General features: G+C 69.7%; 17 protein-coding genes. 3 read left to right on the plus strand and 14 right to left on the minus strand.

Annotation, left to right across the window (positions count from 1 at the left end):
* Positions 1-221 precede the first annotated feature (221 nt).
* The gene (locus tag NLX94_RS34495; protein WP_254387231.1) at positions 222-1,469 is read left to right on the plus strand and encodes a hypothetical protein; all 1,248 of its coding nucleotides are present in this window, start codon (positions 222-224) and stop codon (positions 1,467-1,469) included.
* A gap of 58 nt (positions 1,470-1,527) precedes the next feature.
* Positions 1,528-2,127, plus strand: coding sequence for a Uma2 family endonuclease (locus NLX94_RS34500; protein WP_254387232.1), 600 nt, complete (start codon positions 1,528-1,530; stop codon positions 2,125-2,127).
* A 67-nt stretch (positions 2,128-2,194) separates the two neighbouring features.
* On the opposite strand, the gene nuoN is transcribed toward NLX94_RS34500, so the two are convergent.
* Genes nuoN through NLX94_RS34570 form a run of 14 tightly spaced genes read right to left on the minus strand, consistent with a single transcriptional unit; the run spans position 2,195 to position 18,018 of the window.
* Entirely contained in the window at positions 2,195-3,814 is a 1,620-nt protein-coding gene (nuoN, locus tag NLX94_RS34505) for an NADH-quinone oxidoreductase subunit NuoN (protein ID WP_254387338.1), read from the minus strand.
* A 35-nt stretch (positions 3,815-3,849) separates the two neighbouring features.
* Positions 3,850-5,442, minus strand: coding sequence for an NADH-quinone oxidoreductase subunit M (locus NLX94_RS34510; protein ID WP_254387233.1), 1,593 nt, complete (start codon positions 5,440-5,442; stop codon positions 3,850-3,852).
* 1 nt (position 5,443) lies between these two features.
* On the minus strand, positions 5,444-7,339 hold the full coding sequence (nuoL, locus tag NLX94_RS34515) for an NADH-quinone oxidoreductase subunit L (protein WP_254387234.1): 1,896 nt from the start codon (positions 7,337-7,339) through the stop codon (positions 5,444-5,446).
* 12 nt (positions 7,340-7,351) lie between these two features.
* On the minus strand, positions 7,352-7,651 hold the full coding sequence (gene nuoK / locus NLX94_RS34520; protein ID WP_112449176.1) for an NADH-quinone oxidoreductase subunit NuoK: 300 nt from the start codon (positions 7,649-7,651) through the stop codon (positions 7,352-7,354).
* Positions 7,648-8,466 (minus strand): NADH-quinone oxidoreductase subunit J, encoded by an 819-nt coding sequence (locus tag NLX94_RS34525; RefSeq protein ID WP_254387235.1) that lies wholly within the window; start codon positions 8,464-8,466, stop codon positions 7,648-7,650. Before NLX94_RS34525 ends, nuoK begins: the two co-directional genes overlap by 4 nt.
* Positions 8,463-9,074, minus strand: a complete 612-nt coding sequence (gene nuoI / locus NLX94_RS34530) for an NADH-quinone oxidoreductase subunit NuoI (RefSeq protein WP_254387236.1) — start codon at positions 9,072-9,074, stop codon at positions 8,463-8,465. Before nuoI ends, NLX94_RS34525 begins: the two co-directional genes overlap by 4 nt.
* Positions 9,067-10,437 carry an NADH-quinone oxidoreductase subunit NuoH gene (nuoH, locus tag NLX94_RS34535; protein WP_254387237.1) on the minus strand — a complete coding sequence of 457 codons (1,371 nt, stop codon included), beginning with the start codon at positions 10,435-10,437 and terminating at the stop codon, positions 9,067-9,069. Before nuoH ends, nuoI begins: the two co-directional genes overlap by 8 nt.
* Positions 10,434-12,938: an NADH-quinone oxidoreductase subunit G gene (locus tag NLX94_RS34540; RefSeq protein WP_254387238.1), complete on the minus strand. Its 2,505-nt coding sequence runs from the start codon at positions 12,936-12,938 to the stop codon at positions 10,434-10,436. Before NLX94_RS34540 ends, nuoH begins: the two co-directional genes overlap by 4 nt.
* A complete protein-coding gene (nuoF, locus tag NLX94_RS34545) occupies positions 12,935-14,284 on the minus strand; it encodes an NADH-quinone oxidoreductase subunit NuoF (RefSeq protein ID WP_254387239.1) in 1,350 nt (449 codons plus the stop codon). Before nuoF ends, NLX94_RS34540 begins: the two co-directional genes overlap by 4 nt.
* Positions 14,284-15,021 carry an NADH-quinone oxidoreductase subunit NuoE gene (gene nuoE, locus NLX94_RS34550; protein ID WP_254387240.1) on the minus strand — a complete coding sequence of 246 codons (738 nt, stop codon included), beginning with the start codon at positions 15,019-15,021 and terminating at the stop codon, positions 14,284-14,286. Before nuoE ends, nuoF begins: the two co-directional genes overlap by 1 nt.
* The gene (locus NLX94_RS34555) at positions 15,018-16,352 is read right to left on the minus strand and encodes an NADH-quinone oxidoreductase subunit D (RefSeq protein ID WP_254387241.1); all 1,335 of its coding nucleotides are present in this window, start codon (positions 16,350-16,352) and stop codon (positions 15,018-15,020) included. The genes nuoE and NLX94_RS34555 overlap by 4 nt, the downstream gene beginning before the upstream one ends.
* Positions 16,352-17,092 (minus strand): NADH-quinone oxidoreductase subunit C, encoded by a 741-nt coding sequence (locus NLX94_RS34560; protein ID WP_254387242.1) that lies wholly within the window; start codon positions 17,090-17,092, stop codon positions 16,352-16,354. Before NLX94_RS34560 ends, NLX94_RS34555 begins: the two co-directional genes overlap by 1 nt.
* Positions 17,089-17,643 carry an NADH-quinone oxidoreductase subunit B family protein gene (locus tag NLX94_RS34565; protein ID WP_243339941.1) on the minus strand — a complete coding sequence of 185 codons (555 nt, stop codon included), beginning with the start codon at positions 17,641-17,643 and terminating at the stop codon, positions 17,089-17,091. The genes NLX94_RS34560 and NLX94_RS34565 overlap by 4 nt, the downstream gene beginning before the upstream one ends.
* Positions 17,644-17,658: 15 nt before the next feature.
* A complete protein-coding gene (locus NLX94_RS34570) occupies positions 17,659-18,018 on the minus strand; it encodes an NADH-quinone oxidoreductase subunit A (protein ID WP_030010013.1) in 360 nt (119 codons plus the stop codon).
* Between the two features lie 816 nt (positions 18,019-18,834).
* Here NLX94_RS34570 and NLX94_RS34575 point away from each other — a divergent pair.
* Positions 18,835-19,698 carry a C40 family peptidase gene (locus NLX94_RS34575; protein WP_254387243.1) on the plus strand — a complete coding sequence of 288 codons (864 nt, stop codon included), beginning with the start codon at positions 18,835-18,837 and terminating at the stop codon, positions 19,696-19,698.
* The last annotated feature ends 145 nt before the right edge of the window (positions 19,699-19,843 follow it).

A 19,843-nucleotide genomic window follows, 5' to 3' on the forward strand; every position in this document is an offset into this window, starting at 1 on the left:
CGGGGTGGGGTGTTGGCCGGGACGTAAAGCGTGATTTGTGGCGCTAGAGGGAGCCACAACTGTCGAACGTTGCGGACAGGGCGCCTAAATCATGCAGTCCCGGCCAACACCCCACCCCGCCCCCGGCACCGCCCCACCCGCAGCCTGCCGGCCCCCGGGGTGGGCCACGCGATCGGGCCACCCGCCTGGCACCGGCCCCGGCCGAGGCGCACGCTGCGGGCATGATCCCCGGCACCATCGCCCCGGCCCTGGCCCTGGCCCTGACCCTCACGCTGGCCAGCGCCAGCGCCAGCGCCCCCGCGCCGCAGGCAAACGCCATCGCCACCGCCTACCGCGCAACCGCCCCCCACCAGTTCCCCCACACCGCCGCAGCCGCCGGCTACGTCCCCGACGCGTACTGCGTCCCCGGCAAAGCCGGGGTCGGGGGACTCGGGTACCCCCACTTCAACCACGCCCACGACGACTCCCTCGACCCCGCGAAGCCCACCGCCCTGATCTACGTCGACGACACCCACGGCACCCGCCGCCTCGCCGCCCTCGAATGGGTGTCCACCCGCAAGGACGGCCCGCCGAAACTCTTCGGCACCGCCTTCCACGGCCCGATCCCCGGCAAGTTCCCAGGTCAGCCGACCCACTACACCCTGCGCCTCTGGCTGTGGAAGGAGAACCCAAACGGCCGCTTCGCCCTGTACAACCCAACCGTGAGCTGCCGCCCGGGAACCACCCGTCCGGCCCCGGCCCAGCCCCCCCGCACCCCCCGTTCGGAGCCCCGCCGGGTGCACCCCCGCCACCTCACCGGGATGGTGGACAAAAGCTCCCGACCCGCACCCCCACCCCCACCCCCAACGGCAGGAGTCCCCATGCCCCTCCGCCCCCGCAAAGCCTTCCTGACCTGCACGGCCGCGATATCCCTCGGCCTGGTCGCCGCCGCCACAGCCGTCCCCGCCCACGGAGTGGAAGGCCCCGCTCCGGACCCGAGGAACAAGCAGGCCATGCAGGACATGGCGACGGCGATCCGGGTGACGGCCAAGTACGCGGACGAGCAGCAGGCCCTGAAGGACGGGTACGTGCCGCACGGCGAGGCCTGCATGACCAACCCGTTCGGGACGGGCGCCATGGGTTACCACTACGTGAAAGAGGCCTACTGGGGTTCGACGGACCCCAGCAAGCCGGCCGCGCTGCTCTACAGCACCGAGAAGGACGAGCAGGGCCGCCGCAAGCTGGAGGCCGTGGAGTGGATGTCCAAGGACCGGGACCAGGACTTCAAGACCACGGACGACCGGCCGACCATGTTCGGCCTCCCCTTCGACGGCCCGATGCCCGGCCACTGGGCGGGGATGCCCAAGCACTACGACCTCCACCTGTGGGCGTACAGGGAGAACCCGGCAGGCCGCTTCCACAACTGGAACACGGCCATGACCTGCCCGAAGACCACCACCCCGGCTCCCGACCCACACGCTCACCCGTAGGAGCGGCATTCCGGGATTCCCCGGCGCTACGCTGAACGGACTCGCGAGACTCCGGCTCATGGGAGCACTGATGAACCCGGAACACAGCTGGCCGATCCCGCCGGCAGGCGGCTGGACCGCGGACGACCTGGACACGCTTCCGAATCTGCCTCCGCACACGGAGCTGATCGACGGGAGCCTGGTTTTCGTGAGTCCGCAGACCAAATTCCACCTGCGTGCCGTGCGGTTCTTCGAACGGCAGCTGGAGACCCTGGCTCCGGACGGACTCGAAGTGCTACGAGAATTCACCATCGACATCGACCGTCAGAACCGTCCGGAGCCGGACGTGATCGTCGTACCCGAGGAGGACGACGAGGATCCGCACCAGACCCGGCTTCCGGCAGAATCCGTGCGACTCGCGATCGAAGTCGTGTCCCCGGAATCCGTCGCCCGCGATCGCGAGGCCAAACCCCTCAAGTACTCCCGCGCCGGGATCCCGCACTTCTGGCGAGTGGAGCACAAGGACGGCCGAGCCGTGGTCTACGTCTTCGAACTCGAACCAGCCACGCGGAAGTACGTGGCCACCGGGATCTTCCACGACCGCCTCAAGGTCTCCGTCCCCTTCTCCATCGATCTGGACCTCACCGAGATCATGCCGAAGCGACCCCGCACTGAGTAGCTCCGCACACCGCAAAGGGCCCGGCCCCCACAATGGGAGCCGGGCCCTCGCCCGTACCAGCGGCCGGTCAGCGGACGAACGTGCTCGCGCTGCCCGCCAGATCGAGGAAGTACTGCGGGGCCACGCCCAGCACCACCGTGACCGCGACGCCGACCGCGATGGTCGTCATCGTCAGCGGGGACGGGACGGCGACCGTGGGGCCGTCCGCCTTCGGCTCGCTGAAGAACATCAGGACGATCACCCGGATGTAGAAGAACGCGGCGATCGCGGACGAGATGACACCGACCACGACCAGCACTCCCGCGCCCCCCTCCGCCGCCGCCTTGAACACGGCGAACTTGCCGGAGAAGCCGGAGGTCAGCGGGATGCCCGCGAAGGCGAGCAGGAAGACCGCGAACACCGCCGCCACGAGAGGCGAACGACGGCCGAGCCCCGCCCACTTGGACAGGTGAGTCGCCTCGCCGCCCGCGTCCCGCACCAGCGTGACCACCGCGAAGGCGCCGATCGTCACGAAGGAGTACGCGCCCAGGTAGAAGAGGACGGACTGGATGCCCTCCGCCGAGGTGGCGATGACACCGGCCAGGATGAAGCCGGCGTGCGCGATGGAGGAGTAGGCGAGGAGCCGCTTGACGTCGGTCTGGGTGACCGCGATGACCGCGCCCGCCAGCATGGTGACGATCGCGACGCCCCACATGACCGGCCGCCAGTCCCAGCGCAGGCCGGGCAGCACCACGTACAGCAGCCGCAGGAGCGCTCCGAACGCCGCCACCTTCGTGGCCGCCGCCATGAAGCCGGTGACCGGGGTGGGGGCGCCCTGGTAGACGTCCGGGGTCCACATGTGGAAGGGGACCGCGCCGACCTTGAAGAGCAGGCCCATCAGGATCAGCGCGCCGCCGATGAGCAGCAGCGCGTCGTTGCCCATGGTGTCGGCGAGCGCCGGGTCGATGTTGGCGACGGTGCCGTCGATGACCTCGGCGATGGTCGCGTAGGAGACCGAGCCCGCGTACCCGTAGACGAGCGCGATGCCGAAGAGGAGGAAGGCGGAGGAGAAGGCGCCGAGCAGGAAGTACTTGACGGCCGCCTCCTGCGACATCAGCCGCTGGCGGCGGGCGACGGCGCAGAGCAGGTACAGCGGGAGGGAGAAGACCTCCAGGGCCACGAACAGCGTCAGCAGGTCGTTGGCCGCGGGGAAGATCAGCATGCCGGCGATCGCGAAGAGCGCGAGCGGGAAGACCTCGGTGGTGGTGAAGCCCGCCTTGACGGCTTCCTTCTCGCTCTCGCTGCCCGGTACGGACGCCGCCTGCGCGGCGAAGGAGTCCACCCGGTTGCCGTGGGCGGCCGGGTCCAGGCGCCGCTCGGCGAAGGTGAAGAGCGCCACGACCGAGGCCAGGATGATGGTGCCCTGCAGGAAGAGGGCCGGGCCGTCGACGGCGATGGCGCCCATGGCGGCGATGTGCGCCTTGGAGCTGCCGTACCCGCCGGCGGCCAGTCCGACGACCGCCGCGAAGGCGGAGGCCAGCGCGGCCACGGAGAGGAACACCTGCGTGTAGTAACGGGCCTTGCGCGGTACGAAGGCCTCCACGAGGACGCCGATGATCGCCGCGCCCAGCACGATGAGCGTGGGCGAGAGCTGGGCGTACTCGATCTGCGGGGCCGGGATCTTGTCGATCGGCGCCGCGGCCGCCAGGTTCGGCAGCAGGCTCTGGGCAGCAGTCAGGGTGCTCACTTGCTCCCCTCCCCGTTCTTGGCCTCGACAGCCACTTCCGGCTTCGGGTCCGTCTGCTTCACGTCCGACATGGTGTGCTTCACCGCCGGGTTGACGATGTCGGTCAGGACCTTCGGGTAGACGCCGAGACCGATCAGCAGCGCGATCAGCGGGGCGACCACCAGGACCTCGCGCAGGCGCAGGTCCGGCATGGTGCGGACCTCCTCCTTGACCGGTCCGGTCATGGTCCGCTGGTAGAGCACCAGCGTGTAGAGCGCCGCCAGCACGATGCCGACGGTGGCGATGATGCCGACGACCGGGTACCGGGCGAAGGTGCCGACCAGGACCAGGAACTCACTGACGAACGGGGCGAGTCCGGGGAGCGAGAGGGTGGCCAGGCCGCCGATCAGGAAGGTGCCGGCGAGCACCGGGGCCACCTTCTGCACGCCGCCGTAGTCGGCGATGAGCCGGGAGCCGCGCCGCGAGATCAGGAAGCCGGCGACCAGCATGAGCGCCGCCGTCGAGAGCCCGTGGTTGACCATGTACAGCGTCGCGCCCGACTGGCCCTGGGAGGTCATCGCGAAGATGCCCAGGATGATGAAGCCGAAGTGCGAGATGGAGGCGTAGGCGACCAGCCGCTTGATGTCCCGCTGCCCGACCGCGACCAGCGCGCCGTAGACGATGCTGATCAGGGCCAGGACCAGGATCACCGGGGTGGCCCACTTGCTGGCCTCGGGGAAGAGCCCGAGGCAGAAGCGGAGCATCGCGAAGGTGCCGACCTTGTCGACGACCGCGGTGATCAGGACGGCGACCGGGGCCGTGGCCTCGCCCATCGCGTTCGGCAGCCAGGTGTGCAGCGGCCACAGCGGGGCCTTCACCGCGAAGGCGAAGAAGAAGCCGAGGAACAGCAGCCGCTCCGTGTTGGTCGCCATGTCGAGCGTGCCCGCGGCGCGGGCGGCGGCGATCTCCTGGAGGGAGAAGTTCCCGGCGACCACGTACAGCCCGATGACGGCGGCCAGCATGATCAGGCCGCCGACCAGGTTGTAGAGGAGGAACTTGACCGCCGCGTACGAGCGCTGCGCGGCCGCGTTCTCGTCGGACCCGGAGTGTGCCCGGTCCCCGAAGCCGCCGATGAGGAAGTACATCGGGATGAGCATGGCTTCGAAGAAGATGTAGAAGAGGAAGACGTCGGTGGCCTCGAAGGAGATGATCACCATCGCCTCGACCAGCAGGATCAGGGCGAAGAAGCCCTGGGTCGGCCGCCAGCGGGAGGAGTTCGTCTCCAGCGGGTCGGCGTCGTGCCAGCCGGCGCCGATGACGAAGGGGATCAGCAGCGCGGTGAGCGCGATCAGCACCACCCCGATGCCGTCGACGCCCAGTTCGTAGCGGACGCCGAAGTCGGCGATCCAGGCGTGCGATTCGGTGAGCTGGTAGCGGTCGCCACCGGGCTCGAAGCGGACCGCGACGAGCACGGCCAGCGCCAGCGTCGCCAGCGAGAAGAGCAGGGCGAGCCATTTGGCGGCGGTCCGGCGGGCGGCCGGGACGGCCGCCGTCAGGATCGCACCGACCGCGGGGACCGCGGCCGTCACCGTCAGAAGCGGGAAACTCATCTCACACCGCCCTCATCAGCAGGGTCGCGGCGATCAGGATCGCCGTGCCCCCGAACATCGAGACCGCGTAGCTGCGGGCGTAGCCGTTCTGCAGCTTGCGCAGCCGGCCCGACAGCCCGCCGACTCCGGCGGCCGTCCCGTTGACCACGCCGTCGACCAGGCTGTGGTCGACGTAGACGAGGGAGCGGGTCAGGTGCTCCCCGCCGCGCACCAGGACCACGTGGTTGAAGTCGTCCTGGTAGAGGTCCCGCCGGGCCGCCCGGGTGAGGAGCGAGCCGCGCGGGGCGACGACCGGGACGGGCTTCCTGCCGTACATCACCCAGGCGATGGCGACGCCGATGACGAGGACCACCATGGTGGCCAGGGTGACCGTCATGGCGCTGATCGGCGGGTGTCCGTGCTGGTGTCCGGTGACGGGCTCCAGCCAGTGCAGGAACCGGTCGCCGATCCCGAAGAACCCGCCGGCGAAGACCGAGCCGAAGGCCAGGACGATCATCGGGAGGGTCATCGACTTCGGGGACTCGTGCGGGTGCGGCGCGTGGCCTTCCGCATCGGGCTGCCAGCGCTTCTCGCCGAAGAAGGTGAGGAGCATGACCCGGGTCATGTAGAAGGCGGTGATCGCCGCGCCCAGCAGGGTCACCCCGCCGAGGATCCAGCCCTGGGTGCCGCCCTTGGCGAAGGCGGCCTCGATGATCATGTCCTTGGAGAAGAAGCCGGACAGGCCCGGGAAGCCGATGATGGCGAGGTATCCCAGCCCGAAGGTGATGAAGGTGACCGGCATGTACTTGCGCAGGCCGCCGTACTTGCGCATGTCGACCTCGTCGTTCATCCCGTGCATCACGGAACCGGCGCCGAGGAAGAGGCCCGCCTTGAAGAACCCGTGCGTGACCAGGTGCATGATCGCGAACACGTACCCGATCGGGCCGAGGCCGGCCGCCAGGATCATGTAGCCGATCTGCGACATCGTCGAGCCGGCGAGGGCCTTCTTGATGTCGTCCTTGGCGCAACCGACGATCGCACCGAAGAGGAGCGTGACGGCACCGACCACGACGACCGCGGTCTGCGCGTCGGGCGCCCCGTTGAAGATGGCTCCCGAGCGGACGATCAGGTAGACGCCGGCGGTGACCATGGTCGCGGCGTGGATGAGGGCCGAGACCGGGGTCGGGCCCTCCATCGCGTCCCCGAGCCAGGACTGGAGCGGCACCTGCGCCGACTTGCCGCAGGCGGCCAGCAGCAGCATCACGCCGATCGCCGTCAGCGTGCCTTCGGAGACGTCCTTGGCCGCGCCGAGGACCGGCCCGAAGGCGAAGGTCCCGAAGGTGGTGAACATCAGCATGATGGCGATCGAGAGGCCGATGTCGCCGACGCGGTTGACCAGGAAGGCCTTCTTCGCCGCGGTGGCCGCGCTGGGCTTGTGCTGCCAGAAGCCGATCAGGAGGTACGAGGCGAGGCCCACGCCCTCCCAGCCGAAGTACAGCAGCAGGTAGTTGTCGGCGAGGACCAGCAGGAGCATGGCCGCGACGAACAGGTTGAGGTAGCCGAAGAAGCGGCGCCGGCGCTCATCGTGCTCCATGTAGCCGATGGAGTAGATGTGGATGAGCGTGCCCACGCCGGAGATCAGCAGGACGAAGGTCATCGACAGCTGGTCCAGCTGGAAGGCCATGTCGGCCTGAAACCCCTCGACGGGGATCCAGGTGAACAGCCGTTGGTGCAGGGTGCGGTCCTCGGCTCCGCGGCCGAGCATGTCGGCGAAGAGGACGACGCCGGTCCCGAAGGAGGCGGCGGCGAGCAGGGTGCCGATCCAGTGCCCCACCTTGTCGAGGCGGCGGCCGCCGCAGAGCAGCACCGCCGCTCCGAAGAGGGGCGCCGCGATCAGCAGCACAATCAGGTTCTCCACTGTGAACGCCCCTTACAGCTTCATCAGGCTGGCGTCGTCGACCGAGGCCGAGTGGCGGGTACGGAACAGCGACACGATGATCGCGAGGCCCACCACGACCTCGGCGGCGGCGACGACCATCGTGAAGAACGCGATGATCTGGCCGTCGAGGTTGCCGTGCATCCGGGAGAAGGTGACGAAGGCGAGGTTGCAGGCGTTGAGCATGAGCTCGACGCACATGAACAGCACGATCGCGTTCTTCCGGATCAGGACTCCGGCGGCCCCGATGGTGAACAGCAGCGCGGACAGGTACAGGTAGTTGACCGGGTTCACTTCGAGGCCTCCTCACGCGCGTCGCGGCCGAGCCGCTCGGACGACCGCTGCTCCAGGGCCTTGAGGTCGTCCAGGGCCTGGCCGGAGACGTCCCGGATCTGGCCGCGGGCGCGCAGCGTCTGGTTGACGGTGAGCTCGGAGGGGGTGCCGTCCGGCAGCAGGCCCGCGACGTCCACGGCGTTGTGCCGGGCGTAGACGCCGGGTGCGGGCAGCGGCGGGAGCTGTACGCCCTCGCGTACGCGGCGCTCGGCGAGCTCGCGCTGGGTGGCGGCCCGCTCGGTGCGCTCGCGGTGGGTGAGCACCATCGCGCCGACGGCCGCCGTGATCAGCAGGGCGCCGGTGAGCTCGAAGGCGAACACGTACTTGGTGAAGATCAGCGTGGCCAGGCCCTCGACGTGCCCGCCGGAGTTGATCCGGCCGAGTCCGTTGAAGTGGGTGAGCCGGGCGTTGCCGATGCCCGCGATGAGCAGGATGCCGAAGCCGAGTCCGCACAGGGCGGCCAGCCAGCGCTGGCCCTTGATGGTCTCGGTCAGCGAGTCCGCGGCGGTGACGCCGACAAGCATGACGACGAAGAGGAAGAGCATCATGATCGCGCCGGTGTAGACGACGACCTGGACGATGCCGAGGAAGTACGCCCCGTTGGCGAGGTAGAAGACCGCCAGGATGATCATCGTCCCGGCCAGGCTCAGCGCGCTGTGCACGGCCCTCTTCATCAGGATCGTGGCCAGCGCGCCGATGACGGCGACCGTGCCGAGGATCCAGAACTGCACCGCCTCACCGGAGGAGGTCAGGGAGGCTGCGGCGATGGCGCTCATGCCCCCACCTCCTCTGCGTCCCCGGCGGGCACCTCGCCCTTGGAGACGGCCACCTGCCGGACCGTGCCGGGAGCAGCCCCCGTCACCAGCCCGCGGTAGTAGTCCGTGTCCTCGGTGCCGGGGAAGATCGAGTGCGGGGCCTCGACCATGCCCTCGGTCAGCCCGGCGAGCAGCTGCTCCTTGGTGTAGATGAGCGATTCGCGGCTGGAGTCGGCCAGTTCGAACTCGTTCGTCATGGTCAGCGCCCTGGTCGGGCACGCCTCGACGCACAGCCCGCACAGGATGCAGCGGGCGTAGTTGATCTGGTAGACCCGGCCGTAGCGCTCGCCCGGGGAGTAGCGCTCCTCCTCGGTGTTGTCCGCGCCCTCCACGTAGATCGCGTCGGCGGGACAGGCCCAGGCGCACAGCTCGCACCCGATGCACTTCTCCAGACCGTCCGGGTGGCGGTTGAGCTGGTGCCGCCCGTGGAAGCGGGGAGCGGTGGTCTTCTCCTGCTCGGGGTACTGCTCGGTGAGGCGCTTCTTGAACATGGCCTTGAAGGTCACGCCGAAGCCGGCCACCGGGTTCTGCCACTTCTCGCCCTGCTCGGCGTCAGACTTGTCAGACATTCTCAGCACCCTCCTCTCGGTCACTGTCAGTATTCGCCGCGCCACTGACAATGAGCTCCCGCTCACTGCGGGGCCGCCTGCGCGGTACGGGTGCCAGGTGCTGGCCGGGCTTGGGCGGTACGGGGAATCCGCCCGCCAGGGGGTCGAAGGGTTCGGCGGCCGCGGCCAGTTCGGCGTCCGCGAGGGCCGTCTTCTCCTTCTTGTCGCGGAACAGGTCCGCGACGAAGGACAGCAGCAGGAGCGCGATGACCCCGCCGCCGACGTAGAGCACGATCTCCTGGAAGTCGTAGTTCTCGTTGCGCAGCGCCCGGACGGTGGCGACCAGCATCAGCCACACCACGGAGACCGGGATCAGCACCTTCCAGCCGAGCTTCATCAGCTGGTCGTAGCGCACGCGCGGGAGCGTGCCGCGCAGCCAGATGAAGAAGAACAGCAGCAGCTGGACCTTGAGGACGAACCAGAGCATCGGCCACCAGCCGTGGTTCGCGCCCTCCCAGTACGTGGAGATCGGCGCCGGGGCCCGCCAGCCGCCCAGGAAGAGGGTGACCGAGACCGCGGAGACGGTGACCATGTTGACGTACTCGGCCAGCATGAACAGCGCGAACTTGATCGAGGAGTACTCGGTGTTGAAGCCGCCGACCAGGTCGCCCTCGGACTCCGGCATGTCGAAGGGGGCGCGGTTCGTCTCGCCGACCATCGTGATGACGTAGATGATGAAGGAGACCGGCAGCAGGATGATGTACCAGCGGTCCGCCTGGGCTTCGACGATCGCCGAGGTCGACATCGACCCGGAGTAGAGGAAGACCGAGGCGAAGGCCGCGCCCATCGCGATCTCGTACGAGATCATCTGCGCACAGGAGCGCAGGCCGCCGAGGAGCGGGTACGTGGAGCCGGAGGACCAGCCCGCCAGGACGATGCCGTAGATGCCGACCGAGGCAACCGCGAGGATGTAGAGCATCGCGATGGGCAGGTCGGTCAGCTGCATCGTGGTGCGCTGGCCGAAGATGGAGACCTCGTTGCCCGAGGGGCCGAAGGGGATCACCGCGATGGCCATGAAGGCCGGGATCGCCGCGATGATCGGGGCGAGGACGTAGACGACCTTGTCCGCCCGCTTGACGATGATGTCTTCCTTCAGCATGAGCTTCACGCCGTCGGCGAGCGACTGGAGCATGCCCCAGGGGCCGTGCCGGTTGGGGCCGATGCGCAGCTGCATCCAGGCGACGACCTTGCGCTCCCACACGATGGAGAAGAGCACGGTCACCATCAGGAAGGCGAAGCAGAACACCGCCTTGATGACGACGAGCCACCAGACGTCCCTGCCGAACAGGGAGAGGTCTTCGGCAGCGATCTGAACGGTGTTCACGCGCCCACCTCCGCAGGGGAGTCGCTGGTGTCGGCGGGGGTGGCCGGGCCGATGCGGACCAGGGCCCCCGGGCGGGCCCCGGTGTCGTCGAGGACTCCGGAGCCGGTGGAGTTCATCGGGAGCCAGACCACCCGGTCGGGCATCTCGGTGATGCGCAGCGGCAGTTCCACGGATCCGGCGGGGCCGGTCACCGCGAGGACGTCGCCGTTCTTGACGCCGGTCTCGGCGGCCGTGGCGGCCGACAGGCGGGCACTGGCCTCGTGCCGGGTGCCGGCCAGGGCCTCGTCGCCCTCCTGGAGGAGCCCCTGGTCGAGGAGGAGCCGGTGGCCCGCGAGGACGGCCTCGCCCACGCCGGGACGGGGCAGCAGCTCCCTGTCTGCGGACTGTCCGGCGGCGCGCTCCCCGGCCCACGGGCCGAGCCGGTCGATCTCGCGCCGTACGGCGTGTACGTCGGCCAGGGCGATCGGGCGCTCCGCCGCGTCGGCCAGCATGTGCAGCACGCGGGAGTCGGCGGGGGCCAGGCGACGGGTCATCTGCTCGGGCTTGAGCGCGGCCTCGAACGGCCGGACCCTGCCCTCCCAGTTGATGAACGCGCCCGGCTTCTCGGCGACGGCCGCGACCGGGAACACCACGTCCGCGAGGTCGGTGACCTCGCCGGGCCGCAGTTCCAGGGAGACCACGAAGGCCTCCTTGAGCGCGACCCTCGCGCGGGCCGGGTCCGGCAGGTCGGCGAGCTCCACGCCCGCGACCAGCAGCGCGGAGAGCTCCCGGGTGGCGGCGGCCTCGACGATCTGGCCGGTGTCGCGGCCGTAGCGGTGCGGCAGCTCGTCCAGGCCCCAGGCGGCGGCGACCTCGTCACGGGCCCGCGGGTCGGTGGCCGGACGGCCGCCCGGCAGCAGGGACGGCAGCGCGCCCGCCTCGACGGCGGCCCGCTCCCCGGCCCGGCGCGGGATCCACACCAGGGTGGCGCCGGTCACCGAGGCGGCCCGGACGGCCGCGGTCAGCGCGCCGGGCACGCCCGCGAGGCGCTCCCCCACGACGATGACCGCTCCGGGCTGCCGCAGCGCGTCGGCGGCGGCGAGACCGCTGTCCTCCAGGCCGGTGCCGGAGGCCAGCGCGTTCAGCCACTCCGGTTCGGTGCCGGGGGCGGCGGCGAGCCAGGTGCCACCCGCCTTCACCAGGCCGCGCGTGGCGAACGGGGCGAGGGCGAAGGTCCGCTGCTTGTGCTTGCGGTGGGCCTTGCGCAGCCGCAGGAAGACCCCGGGGGCCTCCTCCTCGGCCTCGATGCCGACGAGGAGCACGGCCGGAGCCGCCTCCAGGGAGGCGTTGGTGACGCCCCGCCCGTCGAGGTCCTTGCCGGTGCCGGCGACGGAGGACGCCAGGAACTCGGCCTCCTCCGCGCTGTGCACCCGGGCCCGGAAGTCGATGTCGTTGGTGTCGAGCACGACCCGGGCGAACTTGGCGTAGGCGTAGGCGTCCTCGACGGTGAGCCGCCCGCCGGTCAGCACTCCGGCCCGCCCGCGCGCGGCGGCCAGCCCGTTGGCAGCGGCCTCCAGCGCCTCGGGCCAGCTGGCCGGGGCCAGGACCCCGTCGCTGCCGCGGACCAGCGGGGTGGTGAGCCGGTCGGGGCGCTGCGCGTAGCGGAACCCGAAGCGGCCCTTGTCGCAGATCCACTCCTCGTTGACCTCGGGGTCCTCCGCGGCCATCCGGCGCAGCACCTTGCCGCGGCGATGGTCGGTGCGGGTCGCGCAGCCGCCCGCGCAGTGCTCGCACACGCTCGGGGAGGAGACCAGGTCGAAGGGGCGGGAGCGGAACCGGTAGGCGGCCGAGGTGAGGGCGCCGACCGGGCAGATCTGGATGGTGTTGCCGGAGAAGTACGACTCGAAGGGGTCGTCCTCGCCGGTGCCGACCTGCTGGAGCGCGCCGCGTTCCAGGAGCTCGATCATCGGGTCGCCGGCGATCTCGTTGGAGAAGCGGGTGCAGCGCGCGCACAGCACGCACCGCTCGCGGTCCAGCAGCACCTGCGTGGAGATCGGGACCGGCTTCTCGTAGGTGCGCTTCCTGCCCTCGAAACGCGATTCGGCGTTGCCGTGGGACATCGCCTGGTTCTGCAGCGGGCACTCGCCGCCCTTGTCGCAGACCGGGCAGTCCAGCGGGTGGTTGATGAGCAGCAGCTCCATCACCCCGCGCTGGGCCTTGTCGGCGACCTCGGAGGTCAGCTGGGTCTTGACGACCATGCCGTCGGTGCAGGTGATGGTGCAGGAGGCCATCGGCTTGCGCTGGCCCTCGACCTCGACGATGCACTGGCGGCAGGCGCCGGCCGGGGAGAGGAGGGGGTGGTCGCAGAACCGGGGGATCTCGATGCCGAGCTGTTCGGCGGCCCGGATGACCAGGGTCCCCTTGGGCACCGACAGTTCGATGCCGTCGATGGTCAGGGAGATGTGGTCCGCCGGGACCGCGGCCTCTCCGCCGCCGGAGGCTGCCGTAGTGGTCACGGTCATGCGGTCACCTCCGTGTCGGCCCAGAGGGTCGACTTCTTGGGGTCGAAGGGGCAGCCCTTGCCCGTGATGTGCTGCTCGTACTCCGCGCGGAAGTACTTGAGCGAGGAGAAGATGGGGCTGGCGGCGCCGTCGCCGAGGGCGCAGAACGACTTGCCGTTGATGTTGTCGGCGATGTCGTTGAGCTTGTCGAGGTCGGACATGACCCCCTTGCCCGCTTCGATGTCGCGGAGCAACTGGACCAGCCAGTACGTGCCTTCGCGGCAGGGCGTGCACTTGCCGCAGGACTCGTGGGCGTAGAACTCGGTCCAGCGGGTCACCGCCCGCACCACGCAGGTGGTCTCGTCGAAGCACTGCAGGGCCTTGGTGCCCAGCATGGAGCCGGCCGCGCCCACGCCCTCGTAGTCCAGCGGGACGTCGAGGTGCTCGTCCGTGAACATCGGGGTGGAGGAGCCGCCGGGGGTCCAGAACTTCAGCCGGTGCCCGGGGCGCATGCCGCCGCTCATGTCGAGGAGCTGGCGCAGGGTGATCCCGAGCGGGGCCTCGTACTGGCCGGGGCCGACGACGTGGCCGGAGAGCGAGTACAGGGTGAAGCCGGGGGACTTCTCGGTCCCCATCGACTTGAACCAGTCCTTGCCCTTGTTCAGGATCGCGGGAACCGAGGCGATGGACTCCACGTTGTTCACGACGGTGGGGCAGGCGTAGAGCCCCTCGACCGCCGGGAAGGGGGGACGCAGCCGGGGCTGGCCGCGCCGGCCTTCGAGGGAGTCCAGGAGGGCCGTTTCCTCGCCGCAGATGTAGGCGCCCGCGCCCGCGTGCACGGTGATGTCGAGCTTCAGCCCACTCCCCAGGATGTTCTCCCCCAGGTAGCCGGCCTCGTACGCCTCGCGGACCGCCTCGTGCAGGCGCCGCAGCACCGGCACGGTCTCGCCGCGCAGGTAGATGAAGGCGTGCTCGGAGCGGATCGCGTAGCAGGCGATGATCATTCCCTCGATGAGGGAGTGCGGATTGGCGAAGAGGAGGGGGATGTCCTTGCAGGTCCCCGGCTCCGACTCGTCCGCGTTCACCACGAGGTAGTGCGGCTTGCCGTCGCCCTGCGGGATGAACTGCCACTTCATGCCGGTGGGGAAGCCCGCGCCGCCGCGGCCGCGCAGGCCCGAGTCCTTCACGTAGGCGATGAGGTCGTCGGGGGTCATGGCGAGCGCCTTGCGCAGGCCCTCGTAGCCCTCGTGGCGCCGGTAGGTCTCCAGCGTCCACGACCGCGGCTCGTCCCAGAACGCCGACAGGACGGGCGCGAGGAGCTTCTCGGGACTCGTGCCGTTCTTGCTCAGTTCGGTGGACACGGTCATCACTCCCCTCCCTCGATGGTGGCCTCGCCGCGCGGGTGCACGATCGGGGTGTGCGGGGCCTCGCCGCGCGCGATGCGCAGGCCGATCAGGGAGGCGGGACCGGCGCCGCCGCTGGCCTCGACGGCGCCTTCGCGCTCGTCGGGGAAGCCCGCCAGGATCCGGGCGGTCTCCTTGTACGTGCACAGCGGCGCGCCCCGGGTCGGCTCGACGGGGCGGCCGGCCAGCAGGTCGTCGACCATGGCCTTCGCGGACTCGGGGGTCTGGTTGTCGAAGAACTCCCAGTTGACCATCACCACGGGGGCGTAGTCGCAGGCCGCGTTGCACTCGATGTGCTCGAGGGTGACCTTGCCGTCGGGGGTGGTCTCGTTGTTGCCGACCCCGAGGTGGTCCTTGAGCTCCTCGAAGATGGCGTCGCCGCCCATGACCGCGCACAGGGTGTTCGTGCACACGCCGACCTGGTAGTCCCCGGAGGGCTTGCGGCGGTACATCGTGTAGAAGGTCGCCACGGCCGTGACCTCGGCGGTGGTCAGGCCCAGCACCTCGGCGCAGAAGCGGATGCCGGTGCGCGAGACGTAGCCCTCCTCCGACTGGATGAGGTGGAGCAGCGGCAGCAGCGCGCTGCGGCTGTCGGGGTAGCGGGCGATGACCTCGGCGGCGTCGGCCGCCAGCCGCTCGCGCACCTCCGCCGGGTAGTCGGGTGCCGGCAGCTGGGGCATGCCCAGTGAAATGTCGGTCATCGGTCGACGCCTCCCATCACGGGGTCGATGGAGGCGACGGCCACGATGACGTCGGCGACCTGGCCGCCCTCGCACATCGCCGCCATGGCCTGCAGGTTGGTGAAGGACGGGTCGCGGAAGTGGACCCGGTAGGGGCGGGTGCCGCCGTCGGAGACGAGGTGCACGCCGAGCTCGCCCTTGGGCGACTCCACTGCCGCGTAGGCCTGGCCGGCCGGTACCCGGAAGCCCTCGGTCACCAGCTTGAAGTGGTGGATGAGGGACTCCATGGAGGTGCCCATGATCTGCTTGATGTGGTCGAGCGAGTTGCCGAGGCCGTCGGGGCCCATGGCGAGCTGCGCCGGCCAGGCGATCTTCTTGTCGGCGACCATGACCGGGCCCGGCTCCAGCCGGTCCAGGCACTGTTCGACGATCCGCAGGGACTGGCGCATCTCCTCCAGGCGGATCAGGAACCGCCCGTAGGAGTCGCAGGACTCGGTGGTCGCCACGTCGAACTCGTAGTTCTCGTAGCCGCAGTACGGGTCCGTCTTGCGCAGGTCGTGCGGCAGGCCGGCGGAGCGCAGGATCGGGCCGGTGGCGCCGAGCGCCATGCAGCCGGTGAGGTCGAGGTAGCCGACGTCCTGCATGCGGGCCTTGAAGATGGGGTTGCCGGTGGCGAGCTTGTCGTACTCCGGCAGGTTCTTCTTCATGGTCTTCACGAACTCGCGGAGCTGGTCCACGGCGCCCGGGGGCAGGTCCTGCGCGAGGCCGCCGGGGCGGATGAACGCGTGGTTCATGCGCAGTCCGGTGATCAGCTCGAACACGTCGAGGATCAGCTCGCGGTCGCGGAACCCGTAGATCATGATCGTGGTCGCGCCGAGCTCCATGCCGCCGGTGGCGATGCACACCAGGTGGGAGGAGAGCCGGTTGAGCTCCATCAGCAGGACGCGGATGACGGAGGCGCGGTCCGGGATCTGATCGGTGATGCCGAGCAGCTTCTCGACGCCCAGGCAGTACGCCGTCTCGTTGAAGAACGGCGTCAGGTAGTCCATGCGCGTGACGAAGGTGGTGCCCTGCGTCCAGTTCCGGAATTCGAGGTTCTTCTCGATGCCGGTGTGGAGGTAGCCGATGCCGCAGCGGGCCTCGGTGACCGTCTCGCCGTCGATCTCCAGGATCAGGCGGAGCACCCCGTGGGTGGAGGGGTGCTGGGGGCCCATGTTGACGACGATCCGCTCGTCGTCGGCGCGGGCCGCCGACTGGACGATCTCGTCCCAGTCTCCGCCGGTGACGGTGTAGACGGTGCCTTCGGTCGTCTCGCGGGCGGAGGCGTGGTTCGACGCGTGGGAAGTGCTCATCAGCTGTACGACCTCCGCTGGTCAGGAGCCGGGATCTGGGCGCCCTTGTACTCGATCGCGATGCCGCCGAGCGGGTAGTCCTTGCGCTGCGGGAAGCCCTGCCAGTCGTCCGGCATCATGATCCGGGTGAGGGCCGGGTGCCCGTCGAAGATCAGGCCGAAGAAGTCGTACGTCTCGCGCTCGTGCCAGTCGTTCGTCGGGTAGACGGAGACGATCGAGGGGACGTGCGGATCCGCGTCCGGGGCCGTCACCTCCAGCCGCACGATCCGGCCGTGGGTGAGCGAGCGCAGGTGGTAGACGGCGTGCAGCTCGCGGCCCTTGTCTTCGGGGAAGTGCACCCCGCTCACACCCGTACAGAGCTCGAAGCGCAGGGCCGGGTCGTCGCGCAGGGTCCTCGCGACGAGGAGCAGGTGCTCGCGGGCGATGTGGAGGGTCAGCTCCGCCCGGTCGACGACGACCTTCTCGATCGCGTTCTCCGGGACGAGGTCCTGCTCCTCCAGTGCCCCTTCGAGCTCGTCGACGACCTCGTCGAAGTACGAGCCGTACGGGCGGGCGCTCGCACCGGGCAGGGCCACGGTGCGCACGAGGCCGCCGTAGCCGCTGGTGTCGCCGCCGCCGCTGGCGCCGAACATGCCCTTGCGGACGCCGATCACCTCGGGACCGGCCGCTCCGCGGGGCGCGGGCACGCTGTCGCCGTCGCCGGCATGGGGGCCGCTGTGCACGGCCGGGTCCTCGCTCACCGCAGGAGCCCCTTCATCTCAATGGTGGGGAGCGCCTTGAGGGCCGCCTCCTCCGCCTCTCGGGCCGCCTCTTCCCGGTTCACGCCGAGCTTGCCGCCCTGGATCTTCTGGTGGAGCTTGAGGATCGCGTCGAGCAGCATCTCGGGGCGGGGCGGGCAGCCGGGCAGGTAGATGTCCACGGGGACGATGTGGTCGACGCCCTGGACGATCGCGTAGTTGTTGAACATTCCGCCCGAAGACGCACAAACCCCCATGGAGATGACCCACTTGGGAGCGGGCATCTGGTCGTACACCTGCCGCAGCACCGGCGCCATCTTCTGGCTGACCCGGCCGGCCACGATCATCAGGTCGGCCTGGCGCGGGGATCCGCGGAAGACCTCCATGCCGAAGCGGGCCAGGTCGTACCGGCCCGCTCCGGTCGTCATCATCTCGATGGCGCAGCAGGCGAGGCCGAAGGTGGCCGGGAAGACGGACGCCTTGCGCACCCATCCCGCGGCCTGTTCGACGGTGGTCAGCAGAAAGCCGCTCGGCAGCTTCTCTTCCAGTCCCATGGAAAATTCAGCCCCTCAGTCCCATTCCAGGCCGCCGCGGCGCCACACATAGGCGTAGGCGACGAAGACGGTGAGCACGAAGAGGAGCATCTCGACGAGCCCGAAGATCCCCAGCGAGTCGAAGGTGACCGCCCAGGGGTAGAGGAAGACAACCTCGATGTCGAAGACGATGAAGAGCATCGCCGTCAGGTAGTACTTGATGGGGAAGCGACCGCCGCCTGCCGGCATCGGAGTGGGCTCGATGCCGCACTCGTACGCTTCAAGTTTTGCCCGGTTGTACCGCTTTGGACCGATCAGCGTGGCCATGACCACGGAGAAGATCGCAAACCCTGCGCCGAGGGCGCCGAGCACGAGGATGGGCGCGTACGCATTCACGCTCCTCGCTCCTTCCAGTCGTCCTTGACCGTTGGACCGCTGTGCCGGCGCCGCGCGCCCCGCCTCCCACGTCTCGCATGTGAGGCAGTTCACAAGCCGGACTGGTGCGCATCTTATGCCCGCCCATCTGTGATCTGCGACACGGGTTACAACAACGAGTTTGTGATCTCCACCACCTGACGAACGATCATGAAGCCCAATGAGTAGTGATCTTCATACGTGAAGCATCCACATGATCACCAAAGGTGACATCCGCACCCTCCGTCGCAGGTGGAAGGCCTGTCGCACTATCAAACCGTGGCCTCTGCATACAAATTGGCGGGTCGGTGCGCGTGATGATAAAGGGATCGCCGTCCCCCGGTCGGGGGACCTCGCGCGGACGGGAGTGGACGCGTGCATGCGTTCACTAACTCGGGGCAGAGGGGGGTGGAGGCTCCCCCGGAGATCGACCCGGGGGGTGACCCGGAGGCGGCCCGGGGGCGACCCGGAGGCGGTCCCGACCCGGCGGCGACTTCACGGTTCGGTCACAGGAGGGCCACAGCGTCCGCATGGCGTGACACCCCTGTGACCTGCGCCACTCGGAATTCGCGCTACCGAAACGGGGCTTGGCCATCTGTGCAGGTGGATGGTAGGCGCGGGATCAATTCGGACTTATTGCGGAAACCCCATGATCACAGCCCTGCGGACGGCTGTCCGATTCGCCCGTTACGGCGTCAATAAGAGGTCCGACGCGCCCGGTTAGCCCGCTTCGCGCACAACTGTGGCGCAGACCACGTTTCTTGAACGGAACCGCGAGGCCCTGATAGCGGTTGACCCATGTCCCTCACCGCTCACATACCCAGCCACCGGAAGCCCCGCCGCAGCGCCTCGAAGCTCGCGGTCCGCGCCGGAGTTGCCGGTGGCGTCCTCAGCACCCTGGCCATGGCCGGCACGGCGAGTGCCACCCCCTCCGCCGAGCCCGCGCACGAGACCACGCTCGAAATGCCGGTCCTCAGCCTGGACCTGAGCGCCGAGGTGTCCTCGTCCGTGGCCAAGGCCGCGGAGAACACCCGCGCCGCCGCCGTCGACGGCGAGCTCAACGCCCTGGAGGAGACGGCCCGCACGGGTGCCGCCGCCGAGGCCAAGCAGCTCAAGGCCGACGCCCAGCAGAAGGCCGACGCCGAGGCCAAGGCGAAGCAGGAGGCCGACCGCAAGGCCGAGGCCGAGCGCGCCGGCCGCAGCACCGCCCGCACCCCGATCCAGAGCAACTCCGGATCCTCCGGCTCCAAGGGGACCCCCTCCACGGGATCCCAGCAGGGCAAGGGCACCGTCACGGCCCCCGCGACCGGCTCCGCCGCCGCCATCGTCAACTTCGCCCGCGCGCAGGTCGGCAAGGCCTACGTCCTCGGCGGCACCGGCCCGTCCTCGTTCGACTGCTCGGGCCTCGTCCAGGCCGCGTACCGCCAGGCCGGCATCAACCTGCCGCGCATGTCGCAGGCGCAGTCCTCGGCCGGCACCTCGGTGTCCCTGAACGCGCTGCAGCCGGGCGACATCCTGTACTGGGGCTCCAAGGGCAGCGCGTACCACGTCGCCGTCTACGTCGGCGGCGGCAAGTTCGTCGGCGCGCAGAACCCCAGCACCGGCATCGTCGAGCGCTCCCTGAGCTACGACAAGCCGACGGGCGCCGTCCGCGTCCTCTGACGGCTCCCCGCACGACATCTCCCCGCAGTCCCGGGCCGCTCCCGGTGACGCGCGAAAGGCCGGTACTCCCCCGCTCGGGGGTGGAGTACCGGCCTTTCGGCCGTCCTGGGGCTGCTGGAGGCTCCTGGGGCCCCTGAGGGGCGTC

Source organism: Streptomyces sp. TBY4, assembly GCF_024213195.1.
Classification (GTDB): Bacteria; Actinomycetota; Actinomycetes; order Streptomycetales; family Streptomycetaceae; genus Streptomyces.